Annotated in this window: 15 protein-coding genes; 8 read left to right on the plus strand and 7 right to left on the minus strand. The window is 36.3% G+C overall.

Translation table 11 applies throughout. The features are described 5' to 3' along the window. The first annotated feature begins 29 nt into the window (after window positions 1–29). The 5 genes from MHH64_RS06630 (at window position 30) to ggt (ending at window position 6,055) form a co-directional block, all read left to right on the plus strand. Window positions 30–1,037: a hypothetical protein gene (locus tag MHH64_RS06630; RefSeq protein ID WP_340002909.1), complete on the plus strand. Its 1,008-nt coding sequence runs from the start codon at window positions 30–32 to the stop codon at window positions 1,035–1,037. A gap of 1,500 nt (window positions 1,038–2,537) precedes the next feature. After that, window positions 2,538–3,731 carry a poly-gamma-glutamate synthase PgsB gene (pgsB, locus tag MHH64_RS06635; protein WP_095314360.1) on the plus strand — a complete coding sequence of 398 codons (1,194 nt, stop codon included), beginning with the start codon at window positions 2,538–2,540 and terminating at the stop codon, window positions 3,729–3,731. An 18-nt stretch (window positions 3,732–3,749) separates the two neighbouring features. Further along, window positions 3,750–4,214, plus strand: coding sequence for a poly-gamma-glutamate biosynthesis protein PgsC (gene pgsC / locus MHH64_RS06640; protein ID WP_095314358.1), 465 nt, complete (start codon window positions 3,750–3,752; stop codon window positions 4,212–4,214). A 12-nt stretch (window positions 4,215–4,226) separates the two neighbouring features. Continuing rightward, window positions 4,227–4,400, plus strand: coding sequence for a hypothetical protein (locus MHH64_RS06645; RefSeq protein ID WP_340002910.1), 174 nt, complete (start codon window positions 4,227–4,229; stop codon window positions 4,398–4,400). A gap of 8 nt (window positions 4,401–4,408) precedes the next feature. Continuing rightward, entirely contained in the window at window positions 4,409–6,055 is a 1,647-nt protein-coding gene (gene ggt, locus MHH64_RS06650; RefSeq protein ID WP_118889962.1) for a gamma-glutamyltransferase, read from the plus strand. Between the two features lie 135 nt (window positions 6,056–6,190). On the opposite strand, the gene MHH64_RS06655 is transcribed toward ggt, so the two are convergent. The 7 genes from MHH64_RS06655 to uvsE all read right to left on the minus strand — a co-directional run bounded on the left by MHH64_RS06655 (window position 6,191) and on the right by uvsE (window position 14,136). Further along, window positions 6,191–7,810: a hypothetical protein gene (locus MHH64_RS06655; RefSeq protein ID WP_340002911.1), complete on the minus strand. Its 1,620-nt coding sequence runs from the start codon at window positions 7,808–7,810 to the stop codon at window positions 6,191–6,193. 1 nt (window position 7,811) lies between these two features. After that, the gene (locus tag MHH64_RS06660; RefSeq protein WP_340002912.1) at window positions 7,812–8,594 is read right to left on the minus strand and encodes an ABC transporter ATP-binding protein; all 783 of its coding nucleotides are present in this window, start codon (window positions 8,592–8,594) and stop codon (window positions 7,812–7,814) included. A gap of 134 nt (window positions 8,595–8,728) precedes the next feature. Beyond that, window positions 8,729–9,430 carry a hypothetical protein gene (locus tag MHH64_RS06665; protein ID WP_340002913.1) on the minus strand — a complete coding sequence of 234 codons (702 nt, stop codon included), beginning with the start codon at window positions 9,428–9,430 and terminating at the stop codon, window positions 8,729–8,731. 21 nt (window positions 9,431–9,451) lie between these two features. Next, window positions 9,452–10,357, minus strand: coding sequence for an ABC transporter ATP-binding protein (locus MHH64_RS06670; RefSeq protein WP_340002914.1), 906 nt, complete (start codon window positions 10,355–10,357; stop codon window positions 9,452–9,454). Between the two features lie 44 nt (window positions 10,358–10,401). Continuing rightward, window positions 10,402–11,562: a hypothetical protein gene (locus MHH64_RS06675; RefSeq protein ID WP_340002915.1), complete on the minus strand. Its 1,161-nt coding sequence runs from the start codon at window positions 11,560–11,562 to the stop codon at window positions 10,402–10,404. A 48-nt stretch (window positions 11,563–11,610) separates the two neighbouring features. After that, a complete protein-coding gene (locus MHH64_RS06680; protein WP_340002916.1) occupies window positions 11,611–12,801 on the minus strand; it encodes a hypothetical protein in 1,191 nt (396 codons plus the stop codon). 381 nt (window positions 12,802–13,182) lie between these two features. Then, on the minus strand, window positions 13,183–14,136 hold the full coding sequence (gene uvsE / locus MHH64_RS06685; protein ID WP_340002917.1) for a UV DNA damage repair endonuclease UvsE: 954 nt from the start codon (window positions 14,134–14,136) through the stop codon (window positions 13,183–13,185). A 367-nt stretch (window positions 14,137–14,503) separates the two neighbouring features. Here uvsE and MHH64_RS06690 point away from each other — a divergent pair, with 367 nt between their 5' ends. From MHH64_RS06690 to nirB, 3 genes are all read left to right on the plus strand, one after another. Further along, a complete protein-coding gene (locus MHH64_RS06690; RefSeq protein ID WP_303450311.1) occupies window positions 14,504–15,040 on the plus strand; it encodes a ribonuclease H-like YkuK family protein in 537 nt (178 codons plus the stop codon). Window positions 15,041–15,147: 107 nt separating this feature from the next. Further along, complete coding sequence (locus tag MHH64_RS06695; RefSeq protein WP_240033819.1) at window positions 15,148–15,975, plus strand: alpha/beta hydrolase; 828 nt, start codon at window positions 15,148–15,150, stop codon at window positions 15,973–15,975. A 519-nt stretch (window positions 15,976–16,494) separates the two neighbouring features. After that, a complete protein-coding gene (gene nirB, locus MHH64_RS06700) occupies window positions 16,495–18,900 on the plus strand; it encodes a nitrite reductase large subunit NirB (protein WP_340002918.1) in 2,406 nt (801 codons plus the stop codon). Window positions 18,901–18,924: the final 24 nt, after the last annotated feature.

Consider the following 18,924-nt stretch of genomic DNA (forward strand, 5'->3'; position numbering starts at 1 on the left):
ATGATGTATTAATTTGAGGAGGAGTAACCATGAAAAAATCTTACAAGATATTGCCTGTCTCTGCATTATCAGCACTCATTGCGGTAACGGCATTTGTAACACCTACGTTCGCACAAGAAGCAACATCTCAAGAAGTTAATTCTGAAGAGGAAAGCAGTGAAATCGAAATTGATGCTCCGAATAAAGCACCAGAGGAGTTAGAGATTGTAAAGAAAATTGACGAACCAACGGATGAAGAAGCAGGAGCAATAACAGTAGCAAATGGTGCAACAGTAAAGGAAATGCTAAGAGCGATTGCAGCGCCTGATGGTTCCGACCAAACCTATAAAGTAACAGATGAAGACGGTAAAGTGAAAAAAGGCAAAAGAGAATTAGCAACAGGTGATCAGCTAACGGTAACAGCAGAAGATGGAACAACAGCAACTTATGAAATTTATGAAAAAGAAAGCAGTGAAATCGAGATTGATGCACCCAATAAAGCACCGGAAGAATTAGAGATTGTAAAGAAAATTGACGAACCAACGGATGAAGAAGCAGGAGCAATAACAGTAGCAAATGGTGCAACAGTAAAGGAAATGCTAAGAGCGATTGCAGCGCCTGATGGTTCCGATCAGACCTATAAAGTAACGGATGAAGACGGTAAAGTGAAAAAAGGCAAAAGAGAATTAGCAACAGGTGATCAGCTAACTGTAACAGCTGAGGATGGAACAACAGCAGCTTATGCAATTTCTGTAGAAGAAAGCAGTGAAATCGAAATTGATGCACCGAATAAAGCACCAGAAGAATTAGAGATTGTAAAGAAAATTGACGAACCAACAGATGAAGAAGCAGGAGAAATAACAGTAGCAAATGATGCAACAGTAAAGGAAATGCTAAGAGCAATTGCAGCGCCTGATGGTTCTGATCAGACCTATAAAGTAACAAATGAAGACGGTAAAGTGAAAAAAGGCAAAAGAGTATTAGCAACAGGTGATCAGCTAACGGTAACAGCAGAAGATGGAACCACAGCAACTTATGACATTATAGTTAAGGAATAATACGGTCATTACTTCATGGACTCGTAATCTAGTGAGAGAAGTAGAATAGGCCACCCATGGCGATATCTTTAAGATATCGCCATGGTTATTCTAATTGTTACGTTGAACGTTTAGAATAACTATTTATTAATATGACTTTTATAAGGAGTGAGGAACTAACACCATAATACTTGTTTCAATTTTTCCATTATCATTTTGTACGTGGTACCTAGTTTACAAAAAATTATGATTGTTAATAAATAGAGATTTGTTCAGAAACACCCATTGGTTATCAAATAGTAAACGAACCTTTGCACTGTCGGACATGGAAACCGATGCGTCGTGTGACTAGCGTATATTACAGCAGATTATTACTTGGGCTGGAATGCTGATCCGCGTGGTTAATAATATCTACATATTTCCATTTGAGGGCTACTAATTATTCAACCTGATTCCTGTGTAGGACAGAATGCGCAACATCAAGTAGACTAGTTCTGGTTATGTCGCAATATTTTTAAAAAATGAGTTCTCCCTTCTCCAGATCCAATGGAACCACTTCTTACTCTAGCTGGCCAGAATTGGTTTAATTCACTCTATAGCAGTAAGGGCAACATGTCAAAATTGAGCATGACAGTGATGAATAAAGATTGTAGGAGCATTTGTTGAAGTTGAATAACAAATAAATCTAATTAAATAGGCTGAATACGAAGGAGTCAAATAGTTACAAATTGTTTATTTAATGTCACTTAATGACCATGTTTATATGGGAGGAATAAATAGAAAATACTATTTTGAACAGCAGAAAAAATGCGTCGCAAATACTATTTTACTATCGGAAAATGTCGGTTATAGTGAAGCTGTAAAGTTAAATCGTCTGTTTATTTAAGTTTAACGGACCCATTGTTTCAGGCGAAAAATAGACATACAAGATGTTTATCTAGGTCCTAATTTAAGTAAACAATCTATATATCCAAACCAGATGGAAGGGCTGATGATTTGACGTTAAATCGTGTTTGAAGTATTGACATTACGTATATTCGTTACAATTCAATTGGATGATAGAACGCTTTTAGCGACTTTTATATGAAAAGGTTCTATTTAAAAGAATAGAATATGAAACACTAACGGAAACAAGAAAGGGGCTGAAATAAAAGATGCTTTTACAAATTCTAATTCCCGCTTATTTTTATCCAGATTGAATTATATAAGTAAGTCCGTCTTTCTTTTACATCGATACGGGCTTATTTTTTGGGTCTATTATGTAATAGCGTAAATTAACAGAATTGATATACTCTTGTTATATTAGCTTAATATAGTTCTAGTATAGTAGGTTACGAGATAGATAATACAATTATTTACAATTGAGGGTTATTATGGGAAATATCGATTCATGAATCGGCAGCCCGATGATTGAAGCCTTGATGATTTAGTTGGGTTTCTTTTGTAGTTATGTAAAATACTGAAAAAGGAGGATAGCCACGAAATAACTGAATTTAAAACATGTGATGTCGAGGTGAAAAAATGTTAGACGAATTTTTGCTCATTCTGTTATTAGCTTCATTAGCTTTGTTCTTTGGGGTTAAGGACAAAATGATTAATGACAAAAACATTACAAGTATCCCAGTCCGTGTAAATGTAAATGGAATTAGGGGTAAATCAACAGTCACTAGATTAATAACAGGTGTTTTACAAGAGGCGGGATACCATACAGTTGGAAAAACGACTGGAACCGATGCAAGAATGCTCTACTGGTTTGATTCCCAAGAAGCTCCGATTAAGAGAAGGATGGAAGGTCCGAATATAGGGGAACAAAGAAGGGTCTTAACGAAGGCTTCTGAGTTAAAAGCTGACGCTCTTGTGAGTGAGTGTATGGCAGTTAAACCAGATTATCAAGTAGTTTTCCAAGAAGAACTATTAAAAGCAAATATTGGTCTAATTGTTAATGTATTAGAGGATCATATGGATGTTTTAGGACCTACATTAGAAGAGGTGGCAGACTCATTTTCAGAAGCAATTCCCTATAACGGTGATCTGATTATTAACGACAGTCCCTATGTTTCTTACTTTAAGCAAATGGCTAAGCAGCGGAATACGAAGGTACACGTATGTGATACATCCGCAATTTCCGAGGAATTTCTTAAAAAATTCGAGTACATGGTATTCCCGGAAAATGCAGCACTAGCTCTTTCTGTTGCCGATGTTCTAGGTATTGATCATGAAACGGCAAAGCGAGGGATGTTAAAGGCTTGGCCGGATCCAGGTGCCATGCAGATCCTTCCAATTGGTGATGCGAATAATCCTAGCTTTTTAGTTAATGGATTTGCTGCTAATGACCCTATGTCAACAATCAATATTTGGGAACGCGTGAAGCAACTGAGTTATCCTACAGAGCAGCCAGTTGTTATTATGAATACTCGTTCGGATCGAGTGGATCGTACGGAACAATTTATCCAGCAGGTTCTGCCAAAAATACAAGCAGAAACACTAGTGGTGATGGGGGATAATACAAGCCTCATCGTAAAGGCATATAAAAGAGGAGAATTCCCGGTCCGAAACCTTTTAGACCTGGAAAGTGCCAGCACTGATGAAATTGTGCGTGTCCTTCAGCCATTCTTATCCGGTAAAACCATTTACGGAGTTGGAAATATTCATGGAGGCGCGGATGAACTGGTAACTCGACTTGAACAAATGAAAATAACAAAAGAAACTGCTTAGAGAGAAGGGAATTGAAAAATGTTTGTATTTGACACAGGAGATATTTATTTGGCAATAACTGCGGGAGTTATTCTCAGCTTATTTTATACAGAATTTACAGGAGTTATTCCAGCTGGATTAGTTGTACCGGGATATATTGCTATGATGTTTACCACGCCAGCAAGTATTGTTGTTACGTTTTTGGTTAGTTTTTTGACATATCTAATTGTCATGAAGGTCATTTCAAAATTTACGATCCTATACGGAAGAAGAAAGTTTACAGCGATGATAACGACCGGAATCATTATGAAAGCAATTTTTGACTTTGCATTTGCTGAATATTCCATTCCTGAAGCCGTTGGTGGATTAGTGGCTATCGGAATTATCGTTCCTGGATTGATTGCAAATACCATTCAAAAGCAAGGTGTTTTACCTACAGTTGCTAGTACATTATTACTTAGTGGATTAACTTTTGGCACAGTTTTTGTATCTAACTATATTTGAGGAGGAATTTAAATGGAAGCTATATTAGACTATCAAAAAAAGCAAAAGGTAAAAAAAGCACAATCAAAACTGACTTTTAAGCAATGGATTTTAAAATCAGTCAAAACACAAAAGAAACGGACAAGTATGGATTCTATGATGGGGCTAATCATTACCGCTATCGTCTTTTTGATAACTTTGGTGTAACCTAAAACATGCTTAACAACAATAATCGTTTTTACATTATTATAGGTTTGATTGTAGTATTATTCGTAATAATACTTGTTAGAGATAGTGGAATTTTTGATGAACCCCAATCAACAGATCAGAATGCTGACTTCACCCTGAATGATACAATAAGCGAGGATGAGGGTTCGTATGGTGTGTCAACGGATAGTTCAATTGCCACTGAAGTAGGTATGAAAATATTAGAACAAGGCGGAAATGCTGTCGATGCTGCCATAGCAGTAAGTTTTGTATTAGGGGTTGCGGAGCCGCATGGATCGGGAATTGGCGGAGGAGGAACCATGCTGATTCATCCCGGTAAAGGCGAAACACCAGTCGTCTATGATTATCGTGAAACTGCACCGGATGATACATTACCTTCAAGTGACATAGGTGTGCCAGGTTTTATTAAAGGGATGTACAAGGTCCATGAAGATTTTGGCACAATGAATATGGATGACTTAATTGACCCTTCGATCAATTTTGCTGCAAATGGTGTGACGGTTTCTGAAACCATGCACGATGCATTGGAAAACGAGGCTGATCACCTGCCTGAATTAGATCATTTCTTTCCAGAAGGTGAGCCTATAGAAGTAGGGGAATTATTGGTACAAGCCCAACTGGCAGAAACCTTAGAAGATATCCAGGCTGAAGGACCAGATGCTTTCTATAAAGGAAACATTGCAAATGACATTAGCGATGAGGAAGAGAAAATAGATGAGAAAGATTTGGAATCCTATGAGGTTGAAACCAAGGAACCCATACAAGGTGAATTCGGTGACTATGATGTCTTAGCTCCACCACCGCCTTCAGGGGGAATTATGTTAATTCAAGCTTTAGAAATGGCCGAGTCACTGCAAATTGAAGATACCAAAGATAAGCCGTTAGCTTTTTCGTTATTAATGGGGATCATCAATAGAATAAGTTATAGTGATCGTTTAGAAAATGTGGGGGATCCTAACTATTCAGATGTTCCAATAAATGAAATGATTTCTCAAGATCATATTAATGATCTCGTATCCGAAGTCGACGGACTTGAATTGTCTGAAGAATATCGCAGGAACTTGGAATCAGATGCTGATAAAGAAGATCATGGAAACACGACACACTTTGTGGTGGTGGACAAGAATGGTATGATGGTTTCCGTAACGAATACGCTAAGCAATTTTTTTGGATCAGGAGAATATGTGAATGGCTTTTTCTTAAATGATCAATTAAAAAACTTTAGTACTCGTGAAGATTCACCAAATAGTCCTGAGGCTGGCAAACGTCCATTTAGTTATACAACACCGACGATATTAACGAAGAACGGATCTCCTGTCATAGGTATTGGAAGTTCAGGAGGAAGAAGAATTACGTCAATGGTTGCGCAACAATTAGTAAAAACGATTAAGTTTAATGAACCAATTCAGGAATCTGTAAGCGATCCTAGAACCTTTCTGGAATTTAATGAGGATGTTTTACAGGCAGAGCAAGATTATCTATTTCTAAAGGACCCCGAAGAGCTTGGTATTGATGTTCAATATACGGATGATACGTCCTATTTCGGGAGCATCCAAGGGTTAGTCATTGATGAAAACAATAAAATTCATGGGTTCAGTGATCCGAATAGAGATGGTTCTTGGATGGCAAAATAATTCATTTATCTAAAGTCTTCAAGCCGGAAAAATAAAACTAAAGTAAAATGAAAGTCTCTCCTCATTCGTTCTGAATGAGGAGAGACTTTCTTTAACGTAATAACCTTGTCTGTCATGATTTGTTGATTTTCTACATTACTTGAAAATCATCTTCCAAAATATTGCCGTAAGTACGATAAGAACTACCAAATAACCATAAATTGCGAAAGGTAAAAAGGTAACGATTAAATGTAAAATCGTAAATACCCCAACAATAAGCATTAATACAAAAATTTTACCGGCAGGTCCTCCGCCTTGTTGTGCGGTTTCAATTGGCTCGGTAAACGGATATTTTCCGTTATTAAACATCTTATAAGATATAAGCAACTGTAATAGGGCCGAAACTACAACAACCGCTAAATCGGGTAAGATACGGAAGGAAAATACCCAGATGTATAATACGGCCAGTACCAAAACAATCGGTAAGTATAGTTTTACAAAGACTGCCTTTAACGTTGCACTGTACACAATGGCATGTTTTTGAATTGGTGTTGTTTGAAAGATCCATGCTCCTTTATATTTCGCAGAAAACTGCAGCATGTAAACAACCGTACCAACAATAATGTTAGAAAAATAGATTGTTAAAAATGATCTGCCTTGCCCCAATTCTTCTAGTGTCTGAGAGCTCAAATTGTTAAAAAGGAAGATTATCGGAAAAACGAGTGACATTCCGACTGAAGGATATACTTTTAATTTAAAATCTCTCTCCCGACTAATCATAATAGAAGAAAAGCGGTAAAATATCCTTTCCTCTCTGCTGGAGCAAATAAATTTTTCTATCAGATCATTTAGGGTCCATTTTTTTTTGCTTTTTGTGCTCGATTCTTCCATTAGCTTTTGTAAATTCCGTTCGAACGAAGGCATTAATACGTAATATAGGAAAATCGAGACGATTGGTCCTAACAATGCGAATAGGGAAAGGAGAATAATCTCACTGGAATAATTTTGGTTTAACACCAGTTCAAATGGTGCACCAAACCATACTGGTGGAAGCAATACATGCCACCAGCTAAAGTCATAAACATATTCGAAATCTACAAAATCAAATAATCGTATAATGATTTGATAGCCGATTACAACTGCTACAGCTAGTAATATCTGCGCATAATTAATAATATCCTTCAGCTTTTCCCCGTCGAAAAATCGTAATACAACCATATAGATTAGTGCAGTAAAGGCTAGTATTAATAGGTCTATTAAAATTATTTCAATAAGGAATAAGAGAAAGTAGATAAATCCTTTAGTAAATAGAAATACAATTGCTGGTATGGCAATAAACGCACCAGTAAGCAGAGTTAAGTAAATCGCGATATGGAGAAATTTGGCTGCATTAATGGTTCGATTGTTTACTGGTTTTGTATTCAAAATAACTTTGTCTCGAACATCTAGAAGTACCGAAGAAAAATCTGAAATCATCGACGTGCTAAGGATGAACATGGAAATCCCAGTTATAATACTGATCTGGAATAAATAATTATCCCCAAGAAATACAAATGGGACGAGCGTAAGACCGTATAAAACATAAATCCATAATGATTTAAGAAATTGATTCCCTTCCTTTTTCTTCGTATTTTGACTAAGAATGGTTGGAACACGACGCTGGTCCATCGTAAGTTTTAATTCAAGAATTTTCCGCATCACAGTATAATCAATATTTAATTTACGGAAAACCGATTGAAAGGTATCAAGCACTTTTAAAATACGGATGTCACGCATCTCATGTCTCCCCCGTTACAATGGAGACAATCTTTTTCGCTGTTTCTTGATGCTCATCAAATCCAGTTAATTGATTAAAAATAGCTTCAAGTGAACCTGCCTTACCTTTTTCTTTTAGCTCTTCAAAGGAACCATCCGCCGCAATTTCCCCATTCACTAATAGTACAATTCGATTACTTATCCTTTCAACAACATCCATAATGTGAGACGAATAAAAGATAGTCTTTCCCTGATTAGCTAAAGCCTCTAGCATATCTTTAATAACCATAACACTATTCGCATCAAGTCCACTTAATGGCTCATCAAGAAAAATCAAATCTGGATTATGAAGAAGGCTGGATGTGATTAGAACTTTTTGTCTCATTCCTTTAGAAAAAGAGGAGATTCTTGAATGGAAAACGTCCCCCATATCAAACTCTTCTAAAAGACTTAATGCCTTCGTCTCGGCGGCGCCTCGTTCCAAACCATATAATTCACCAATAAATGTGAGATATTCAGCTGCTGTCAGGTTATCATAAATCTCTGCATTTTCCGGAACATAACCGATTTTTTGTTTATATGTATAATCGTTGGATGAAATATTTTGGCCGAAAATTTCTACAACCCCGCCATAACCATCCACTAATCCGAGCATGATTTTTAATGTCGTGCTTTTCCCCGCACCATTTGGTCCAATATATCCTATGATTTGTCCCCGGTAGACATCTAGATTAATCCCATTTAAAACTTCCTTCCCAGGATAACTCATATACAGATTTTGAAGTGATAATACTTTCTCTTCCATCCCTTGTGCCTCCCTTTTTATTAATCTGTTTTTCTTCTTTTAACATAACAATGTGCAATTTGGAATGCAATGGAAATTGGAGAGTATAAAAATTTTCCCCACTCATAATGAATAGGGAAATTCTAACTTGTTAATCAAGATTGTTCCTCAAATTGGAGCATCTCCAGCCTTGAAATCTTTAATTTTTGTCCATCCTTCAGTTGAAGCTGAACGTTAATTGCCGATTCAGGTGAACTATTCAAAAATTCAAAGACCCTTGGAAGTTCTCCTTCCTCAAAAATTTGTAAATATCCAAATGAAAAATCAGCAGGAATAACAGCGTAACTACCAGCTTCAATATCTTTTCCAACCTCCCAAATCCCCGCAGTTAATTCATTCGAAATCTCTGTAGCTGCTGGGGTTAAAAATGCTTGGTCCAGCCCATCCACATGAACCGTATGGGAACCATTCAGATCAACCGTAACACTACTAACTCCGTAAGAAAAATCTAATAATTCATCAATTAAAAGTACTTCATTTTCATCATATACAAGAAGTCTGCCTGATTGTGGAGGATCTTCAAAAACACCAGCGCTAATTGTGTATCTACCTTCTGATGGAATAATAGACTCTCCTTTTCTATCGGGAGGACTAATCATAAGTTCTTCCGCGTCAGAATTACTACGGTCAACCGAATGGTAAATAGTGTCACTAATTTCCCCAATAAGATCCTCCCTTTCTTCTCCGATGATTTCATTATTTTCTTGGTAACGTGACACCTTTTCAGAAGGTTCTTGGCTACAACCAATTAAAACGAATAAATAAGAAATGAAAATGAAGAGAAACATTCGTTTCATTTAATCCACACTCCTAATAGCCTAAATCTCTGAATCGTCATGATAGAATCTTTCATAGTATTCAGCTGTTCCAAGTGGCCCAATTGTTAGTTCCCTTTCCTCATAAGCAGTCAATCGTTGGATCCATTCGTTCTGTTCATACTGATCCATATTTGTGAGTGGAATGCAGCATAGATGGCCTGCAATATAGAGATGACTTTCAGGCAATGGAAAAGTTGAATTGAACTTTTCGTATTCTTCAGGTAGTAAATCTATTTTCAAATATTTATCTGCACTATTATTTGTATCTTGTTGATGGATAATGTCGCCATCTTTTAGATACAGCACACGGTCAGCATATAAATCGAGATTTGAAAGTAAATGGGATGCTACGAATATCAGTTTTCCTTCTTGTTTCATTTGCATTAAACGCCTGGAAATGAGGGACACATTTGCTACATCAAGTCCGTTCATTACTTCATCCATTAGCATGATAGGCGTATCAGCTGCAGCAATCATTCCAAAGCATAACCTTTGTCGCATACCAAGGGAATACGTTTTTACTTTCTTTTTTACATAGCTTTCCATCTGTAGTTGGGTATAAATTTTCTTCACATCCCTGGCTGTACCTTTCCACATATTAGCGTATAGCTTCATATGATCAACGCCAGTCAATTCTTCAAATAAATCAGCCTGATCTGGGAAAGTGGCAAGTTGTTGATGGATAGATATTTCTTTCCTTTCCGTTTTGTACTGGAGCTTACCATTAAAGGTGACGGTACCTTGATTTGGTTTTAGGAAATTTGAAATAACGTTAAACAATGTTGTTTTACCAGTTCCGTTCGGTGCAACTAAACCGATAATTTCGCCACTATCCGCAGTAAAGGAAAGATTATCCAGGACGGTTTTTTCTTTATATTTCACGGAGATGTTTTCCAGCTTAAGCATGATAGACCTCATTTCTATTATTTTTAAGGCTAATAAGGGATGATTCAGAATGCTTTTTCCAATGGAGAATTTTTAGGAACCCTTTGATAAGCGTATTTGTTTAAAACATAAATAATAGCGATTAAGAGAATCGTGCTTATGCCTAAGGTCGCCATCGCATTCCAATAATCAATGGAGCTATTACCCAATTCTATTGCAAGCTCTCCGGAAAGAACTTTATGTATATCAATAAATTTGATAGAGTGTATGAAGGTCGCTTTAAACCCTGCAGCCACGGCTATATCAGGTAGCAGGAAAATACCTAGACCAATCAGAATATTGGCGAACGCATTTTTAAATAACATATTTAGTAAAATTGATAATAATAGCAATAAAATTGTAACGAGCGCGAGTCCTAAAAACATATACAGGAGATATTGACTAGCAGATATAGCAAGATAGCCTTCATTCCTATAAATAAGTATCGGAAAAGAAAACTCACCTGCTTCCATTGTTCTTGCTAAATAGATACTCCCAATAAAAAATCCGAGGAGAAGGAAAATGAAAATATGGATACTATGAATCATTATTTTGCTCACTATTTTTTGTATGAAAGCTAAAGGGAATCCGCGCATAACGGATTGGTGTCTTTGCTCATAGATTAGCATTTCGTTGCCGTTAATTAAGACAATTACAAGGAATAACAGACCCGACATCATCGCGAGTGCATTCGTAAAATAGTGATTTGTTGCAAAAGAGTCTGACTCAATCGGTAAATTGTTATCTTTAATAAAATGCAACAACGCATTCTCTTTCAATATCTCTTCTGTAGGAACGATTAAATGATCAGGTATTCCTTCATTGCCTAATTCATGCACTTTCAGTCGCAGTTGATTGAGTTTCAGCCCATCTTCAACATACTGTTCACTATCATTTCCACCGCTAATATGCCAAACTTGCATCCCTAATAGGGATTGGATTTGTGTATGATAATCATAAACTTCCGCAACTTCAGGCAGATCATGGCGCTGCTGATCTAAGTAATCAAAAACCGCGTAAGATATTCCTGTTTCCATTTTTTTTCTGTCTGCTAAGGATTGAGGAGTATCCTGACTATAATATAAGAAAAATAAAATAAAAAAGAGCAGAAGAAATACAGCAATAAACCAACTTTTACGGTTTTTTAATAAGAGTTTCAGTTCAAAAAGCGTAAACTTCCAAAACATATCGATTATCCTTTCTGGCTAATGCATACTTTCAGCCCAGTGAATAAGTTAAGCTGTTTTACGATAGAAACGGCGCTTACTAATGATTCGAGAAACGATAAAGAGGATAATTTCAACTGCAAAAAGGGTACAGAGTAATACGATAATTCCTTTTTCATACGTAATAGATTCTAGGTGGACTAAATAATATTTTTCCCCTGAAATAATTCGGCCAAAATCAAAATAAGTCTGTGGAAAATAACTTATATCTACCCCAAATAGCTCGTTTAATGTTCTAGAATAATAGATTCTCTCAGAAAACAATAGAACTGTACTGATCATTAGAACAAGCCAGGAATTTTTAAATAATAAGCTTAAGATAGCATTTATGCGAATGAACAGGTAAACAAGAATCGGTATGATCCCAAGTGCTAAAAGTAAAAACCTAGCGATGGTGATGCTGTCATATTCACTAAATCTGTAGCCGAAATAATCATCTGGCTGTGTACTTGGCACCGTAATCGGTACAGAAAGCTTAAACGAGCCGAACCCATTTTGAATGGACAAGATAATAACTCCCAATAGCAATAATCCAATAAGAATCATGAGCATGTAGAAAAATGCAACCATAGATTTGACGTTGATTAAGCGATACCAGCCAATTGGCATGCCTTGTAAGACTGTTCGATGTTGTCTGTCCTTGGAAAAGATGTCACTACTAAAATAAATTGCACAAAATATCACGCTGGCAGCAGTTGTGCCGAGAAGGAAATTAACAAGGCTCTGTAAAGCTGTTTTTTGCTCAATCATGTTATATGTAATGGGGATATTTGCATCTAAATAACCTTGATAACGGAGATTTCTTAAACTAACGTTGCGTTCCTGATCATAAGCAGGAAAACGAGCATCAGCAATTAACATCCAATCGCGGCTTGCATTTACTGCACCAAAATCGAAGTTTTTCATTCGTAATTGAACAAAGCGGTTGAAATTTTTATCTTCAAAGGCGTACAGCATTCTACTTTTTACTCTGGAATCATGGACACTATTGGCATAAGGGGAACCAGTCATTTCACCATATCCTGTGCCACCTCTAGCAATCATTCCCTCTTGTACAGCTTCAAGGTTTTTGATGTCTGCTTGGATTTTTTCCGGATTAAACGAATCAGCTGTTTCTGTTGCTGGAAGAACTAGAAAGCAATAAGTTAACAGTAAACTAACAAGAGCAATAATAAATAAGTAATTCTTTTTGCTTCTCATTATCATTTTGAACTCATGTATTATGAGTGAACGATTCATCTCCATACCTCTCTAATATCACTTTATTTTAATTCATTCTCTATTAAAACTGGATTTGAATTTATAGAAAATTCCCGCTTGTATCTACATTGTAATGGAATGGAAATAAATTGTAAATAAAATTTAAATATTTTGTGTTGTGTAAAAATTAGGTCTCCGAATAAAGAGAGGATAGTTATTTAAATTTTTGTGGAGATAAAGAACTTATCACTTGGTCGTGTAGTAATTTAAAATACTAACTCTATTATTTACAGACATCTTAAGATCAAAGCTGACTATAACTTAGGTTATATAATCACAAATGTCATCTACTTCACAGCAATGATCTCTGTTATTCGCCGATTACCATTCCACAGAGGCACCCGAAATACGTTTGACTCCCCGAATTGCAGCTATTTCTTCAATAAGTCTATGCATAGCCAGGTTCTTTTGCTTTGCTTCTATCATAATGTCAACGTCCTGATTAAGCTCTTTTGCCATCTTTAAGAAGGGGAGAATAAAGTCTAAAGATACAAAATCTGCGTGGGAACGATAGGCCTGATCAGATTTTGGTGAAGAGATGTGGACTTTCGGTATTAAATGAAAGTTATTCCAAGTCGCGAAAATATGGGGTAAATAAAGTGCGAGGTCGTTCTCTACTTTATTCGCCATATAATGGTGGTAATCGAGTACCATTGGTATATTTTCCTTTTCACACGTAATTAGCGTTTCTCGAACATCATATGTTTTATCATCATTTTCTAGTGTCATAAGCTTTTTAATTTCGTTTGGTAATTGTTTTAGGTTTTTATGAAAACGATTCAATGACTCATTTTTATCGCCATAGGCTCCACCAATATGAATATTAATTAATGCGCTATCAAGTGCATCCATTGCTTGGAGCATCTTAAAATGATATTCCATATTCTTTACAGCATTCATGGTTACTTCTTCTCGTTTGCTTGTGAAAAGGGTAAATTGGTTAGGATGAAAGCTTATACGAAGCTTAAACTGTTTAATCAGGTTTCCAATTTCCGCCCAGTCGTTTTTAAATGGAGTTAAGAAATCCCACATCACTTCTGGGTGGGTAGCTAGAGGAACAAGCGAGCTCGAAAGCCGATATAATTCTATTTCGTGCGCGATATTGTAATACAAAATTCTTTTGGTGTGATGTAGATTTTGTGCTGTAATAGATTTCAGCTTTTCCATTCTCTCGTTTTTAGAAAGCTTCGAATACCGTGCAAACGTCAATGTTTTTGATGGACTTGCATCCCATAAACCTAGTGCATTTGCTACATAGCCGAATCGAATCTTCATTTACTTTCTCCACCTCTTGTTAATACTGGAATGTAACTTATTCTAGTAGGTTTATTTAAAACTTAAATTATTTTTTGCAGCATTCCATTAATGTATACAGAAAAGTGTCGGCGGGTAAAATTACCTTAAAGGCTGCAAGTTGATCGTTGAACTATATTACGTTAACTGGCACATTAGCCATAAGTGTCTTCTGATAATTTAACGCAACACAAATCTTTACATTTTCTTTAAAGTTTTTATAAAACCTGTTGGTTATAATTAGAATATAAGAGGAGATAAATGCATTTATTTAGTAATGGAGATCGTAAAATTATGACTTGTCTTGCAAAGGAAACGCTTCAATCCTAAAGGAGGAATCGTTCATCTAATGGCAGAATTACATGTATATAATTTTTCATTTCAAAATTTAAGCCAGAAAAATATGTCTTTCACTCAAGTGTTTCAGCATATTAAGCGATTTATGGAAAAGGATCGGAATGGAAGCTATAAATTAATGTTCGGAACGGATTCGCAAGTGCATTCCAGCTATACACGATTTATTACTGGAATTGTGATTCACTGTGAAACAAAAGGTGCTTGGGCATGTATCCGCAAGGTCATTATTCCAAGGAAAATGATGAATTTGCATGAGCGAATATCCTATGAAACAACCTTAACAGAGGAAGTCGTATCGATGTTCAGTGAAGAAAAGAAAGAGGAGTTAATTAATATCATTTTGCCAAACATTTATAGGGGTGCTTCTTTTTCTATTGAAGGACATATTGATATCGGATCTGAGCGGAAAAATAAAACAAAAATATTTGTTAATGAAATGGTTTCAAGAATGGAATCATTAGGAATTGAGCCGAAAATTAAACCGGAATCCTTTGTTGCAAGCTCCTATGCGAATCGTTATACAAAATAGAATGTATACATACGTTTAAATTAGGATAACTCCTCACCTCCAATACATGTTTCTGTTACATTTTTCAAATACTAACGTAGAGACTATATACAGTTGGTGAGGAAAATTTGAAAACTTCTACGTACACTAAAGAAATGATTCGCTTATTAAATATGGATATTTATTGTGAATACATACTCCATAATAAGCCGCCAATTATTTTTATTCACGGGTTTGTATCGTCGGTTTATACATTTCGCAGAATCATTCCACTTCTTTCTAAACATTTTTCAATTATAGCAATTGATCTACCAGGATTCGGCAGGAGTGTTAAGTCCATTTCATTTATTTATACCTATGAAAATTACGGGAAATTGATTGCTGCTTGCATTGAACATTTTCAGTTGGAAAAGGCCTTTTTGGTCGGTCATTCCATGGGTGGCCAAATTGCATTAAATACAACCAAAATAGTACCAGAAAGGATCGATAAACTTGTGCTATTATCAAGTTCAGGCTATCTAGATAAAGCAAAAAGATGGCAGCGCTATTGTTCTTATCTGCCTTTTTGTGAGATAGCAGTCAATTATGTGCTGAACAAAAAATCTGTTCCAGATAATTTGAAAAATGTATTTTATGATCATTCATTGATTTCTGAGGATCTCATTGAAGAATTTGGCCGCCCATTAAAAGAAAAGAATTTCAATAAATCCATGATGCGTTTACTGCGTTACCGAGAAGGCGACTTAACGAGTGAACAGCTTAAAAGTATAGATAAGTCAATCTTATTAATATGGGGAAGGGAAGATAATGTAGTACCGTTTCATATTGGGATGAAATTAAAGGAGGACCTACCAAACTCCGAATTAATTGCTTATGATAAGACTGGCCATTTAATTACAGAAGAAAGGGCCGAAGCTGTTTCTGAACAGATATTTACATTTTTTAGAGACTCATAATATCGTTATATTGATTACTCTCTGAAACATATACCATAAGAATAAATTCAATGCTAAAATCAATACTTTGATAATTGACAAGGGGAAGAAGCATCTATTGCTAGTCTTATACAATGTGATAACCCATATAATTTGGTTAACGTAAGATGTTGTACACATTGGAATAAAAGTAGCATAAATAAAGACAAGTCTTTTTTCTTCAATTAATGCTTGTTTTTCGCCGATAAGAAGGTATAAACTTTCTTAAGCCTGTATAAGTGCAGCTAAGCGTTTGCCTAAAGGCTTGTACTCCAAAGTATATGGGCTTCTAAGAAAGCATAGAAGTAATTGTCTCAATATGTTCATAAATTTCCTTAGAATTAAAAAAATTCCATGCTATACTAACGGTAGATATAGTTACATCCATTTGAGAAATTTAACAAACCTAACGTGATGTAATTATATATTTTTATTCATATTTGTGAAATCATTCACAAATATAATTGTGAATCATTTCACAATAAAGTGGAGGGATATATGATGAAGCGTAAGTTAGTGATGATTGGAAATGGGATGGCTGGAGTTAGATGTATGGAAGAAATATTAAAAAGGAATCGTGAAGCATTTGATATAACAATTGTTGGTGATGAACCTTATCCTAATTACAATAGAATTATGCTATCACATGTTTTACAAGGGAAAACAGAGATTAAAGATATCAACATTAATGACTGGAAATGGTATGAGGATAACGATATTACGTTATTTACGGGTGAAAAAGTAACCGAGATTGATCCTGAAGAAAAAGAAATTAAAACAGATAAAGGTAGTGCAATTTCTTATGATGAATTAATTATAGCAACAGGTTCCAGTGCCTTTATTCTACCTGTTAATGGGAGCGAGCTTGAAGGAGTAATAGGCTTTAGAACGATTCAGGATACGGAAGTCATGATTGAGACAGCAGATCGTTATCAAAAGGCGGTCGTTATTGGTGGTGGACTTCTCGGCTTAGAAGCAGCGAGGGGATTAATGGATCGTGGGATGGAAGTGGAAGTCGTACACTTAATGCCAAATCTAATGGAACAACAGCTGGATGCACCAGCAGCAAAAATGTTGAAAAAAGACTTAGAAGCCCAGGGCATGAAATTTTTAATGGAAAAGCAAACAACTGAAATATATGGAAATGAGCGAGTGGAAGGGATTAAATTTTCAGATGGTACTTCCGTTGAATGTGATCTTGTCGTGATGGCGGTAGGAATACGTCCGAATATACAATTAGCAAAGCATGCAGGTTTAGATGTAAATAGAGGTATCATTGTGGATGACCATATGCAAACCTCAATTCCTTCTATTTATGCAGTCGGAGAGTGTGCGGAACATAATGGCATTACCTATGGCTTGGTTGCACCGCTTTATGAGCAAGGAACAGCGCTTGCTGCATATCTAACAGGAGCAAAAACAACTGGCTATCTAGGGAGTATCTTATCAACACAATTAAAAGTTGCTGGCTGTGATTTATTCTCAGGTGGGAAAATTGCGGAAGATGATGAAACAGACGCTATTATCGTGCATGATCAGTTTGCCGGCGTTTATAAAAAAGTGCTAGTAGCAAATAACAAGGTTGTTGGTGTTGTCCTTTATGGAGATGCATCAGATGGAACAAGATTATTTACAATGCTGAAGAAAGAAACAGATATAAGTGAGTTTACAAGTGCTGCTGTTCTCCAAAAGGCGGGAGAAGATGCTGTCGATGAAATGATTGCAGATATGAGCGCAGACGAAACAGTCTGTGGCTGTAACGGTGTAACGAAAGGCACAATTGTCCAAGCAATTTTAGAGCAGGATTTGAAGTCATTTGAAGAAGTGAAAACTTGTACAAAGGCTGGTGCGTCTTGTGGAAAATGTCGAGGAGTTGTTGAAGGGATTCTCTCTCATACACTAGGGGACAACTTTGATCCGACAGCAGAGAAAACAGGCATGTGTGCATGTACGCCACTGACACGTGATGAAGTAGTTGCAGAAATTAAAGAAAAAGGATTGCAATCACCGAAAGAAGTCCGCAATGTGCTCAAGTTTACGAATGAAGAAGGCTGTCCCGCTTGCCGACCAGCACTCAATTACTATATGAGAATGGTTTGGCCAGAGGAATATGAGGATGATAAAGCTTCCCGGTTTGTAAATGAACGGATGGATGGAAATATCCAAAATAACGGTACTTTTTCTGTCGTTCCTCGGATGTATGGCGGAACAACAACAGGTGACGAATTAATTCGACTTGGAGAGGTTGCCAATAAATATGACGTGCCATTAGTAAAAATTACAGGTGCAAGTCGAGTCGGGCTATACGGAGTGAAAAAAGAAGATGTTCCACATGTATGGGAAGATCTAGGCATGCGTTCAGGATATGCCTATTCTAAATCATTACGAAATGTAAAATCCTGTGTCGGATCGAGATTCTGTCGCTTTGGCACACAAGATTCTCTAGGGTTAGGAATAAGGCTGGAGAAAGAGATAGAAATGGTAGATACGCCACACAAGATGAAAATGGGTGTGTCAGGATGTCCTCGTAACTGTGCAGAGGTTTTAACGAAAGACTTTGGAGTTGTCTGTGTTGAAAATGGCTACCAGCTCTACTTCGGTGGTAATGGTGGAACAGAAGTACGTGAATGTGATTCCTTTATAACAGTAAAAACGGAAGATGAAGTTATTACGATGGCAAAGGCTTATACGCAATATTATCGTGAAACAGGTATTTATAATGAAAGAACAGCTCCGTGGGTAGAGAGAATTGGCTCGGAAAATATTAAGCTTGTTTTATTGAACGAAAAACGGAATGCTGAATTGGTTGAACGATTCAACAAGGCAAAAAATACGTACGAAGAAGCTTGGTCAAGCACACTTCTTAACATGAAGAAAAAAGAGATGTTTGAAATTGTGAAAATATGAGCAACTGAAAATAGTTCATGGCTG

It is taken from the genome of Oceanobacillus sp. FSL K6-0127 (assembly GCF_037983385.1).
Classification (GTDB): Bacteria; Bacillota; Bacilli; order Bacillales; family Amphibacillaceae; genus Oceanobacillus; species Oceanobacillus profundus.

Bases quoted from the DNA above. Each gene is read 5' to 3' on its own strand.
- MHH64_RS06630 (WP_340002909.1), top strand. From the start codon at position 30: ATGAAAAAATCTTACAAGATATTGCCTGTCTCTGCATTATCAGCACTC.
- pgsB (WP_095314360.1), top strand. From the start codon at position 2,538: ATGTTAGACGAATTTTTGCTCATTCTGTTATTAGCTTCATTAGCTTTG.
- pgsC (WP_095314358.1), top strand. From the start codon at position 3,750: ATGTTTGTATTTGACACAGGAGATATTTATTTGGCAATAACTGCGGGA.
- MHH64_RS06645 (WP_340002910.1), top strand. From the start codon at position 4,227: ATGGAAGCTATATTAGACTATCAAAAAAAGCAAAAGGTAAAAAAAGCA.
- ggt (WP_118889962.1), top strand. From the start codon at position 4,409: ATGCTTAACAACAATAATCGTTTTTACATTATTATAGGTTTGATTGTA.
- MHH64_RS06655 (WP_340002911.1), bottom strand. From the start codon at position 7,810: ATGCGTGACATCCGTATTTTAAAAGTGCTTGATACCTTTCAATCGGTT.
- MHH64_RS06660 (WP_340002912.1), bottom strand. From the start codon at position 8,594: ATGGAAGAGAAAGTATTATCACTTCAAAATCTGTATATGAGTTATCCT.
- MHH64_RS06665 (WP_340002913.1), bottom strand. From the start codon at position 9,430: ATGAAACGAATGTTTCTCTTCATTTTCATTTCTTATTTATTCGTTTTA.
- MHH64_RS06670 (WP_340002914.1), bottom strand. From the start codon at position 10,357: ATGCTTAAGCTGGAAAACATCTCCGTGAAATATAAAGAAAAAACCGTC.
- MHH64_RS06675 (WP_340002915.1), bottom strand. From the start codon at position 11,562: ATGTTTTGGAAGTTTACGCTTTTTGAACTGAAACTCTTATTAAAAAAC.
- MHH64_RS06680 (WP_340002916.1), bottom strand. From the start codon at position 12,801: ATGAGAAGCAAAAAGAATTACTTATTTATTATTGCTCTTGTTAGTTTA.
- uvsE (WP_340002917.1), bottom strand. From the start codon at position 14,136: ATGAAGATTCGATTCGGCTATGTAGCAAATGCACTAGGTTTATGGGAT.
- MHH64_RS06690 (WP_303450311.1), top strand. From the start codon at position 14,504: ATGGCAGAATTACATGTATATAATTTTTCATTTCAAAATTTAAGCCAG.
- nirB (WP_340002918.1), top strand. From the start codon at position 16,495: ATGAAGCGTAAGTTAGTGATGATTGGAAATGGGATGGCTGGAGTTAGA.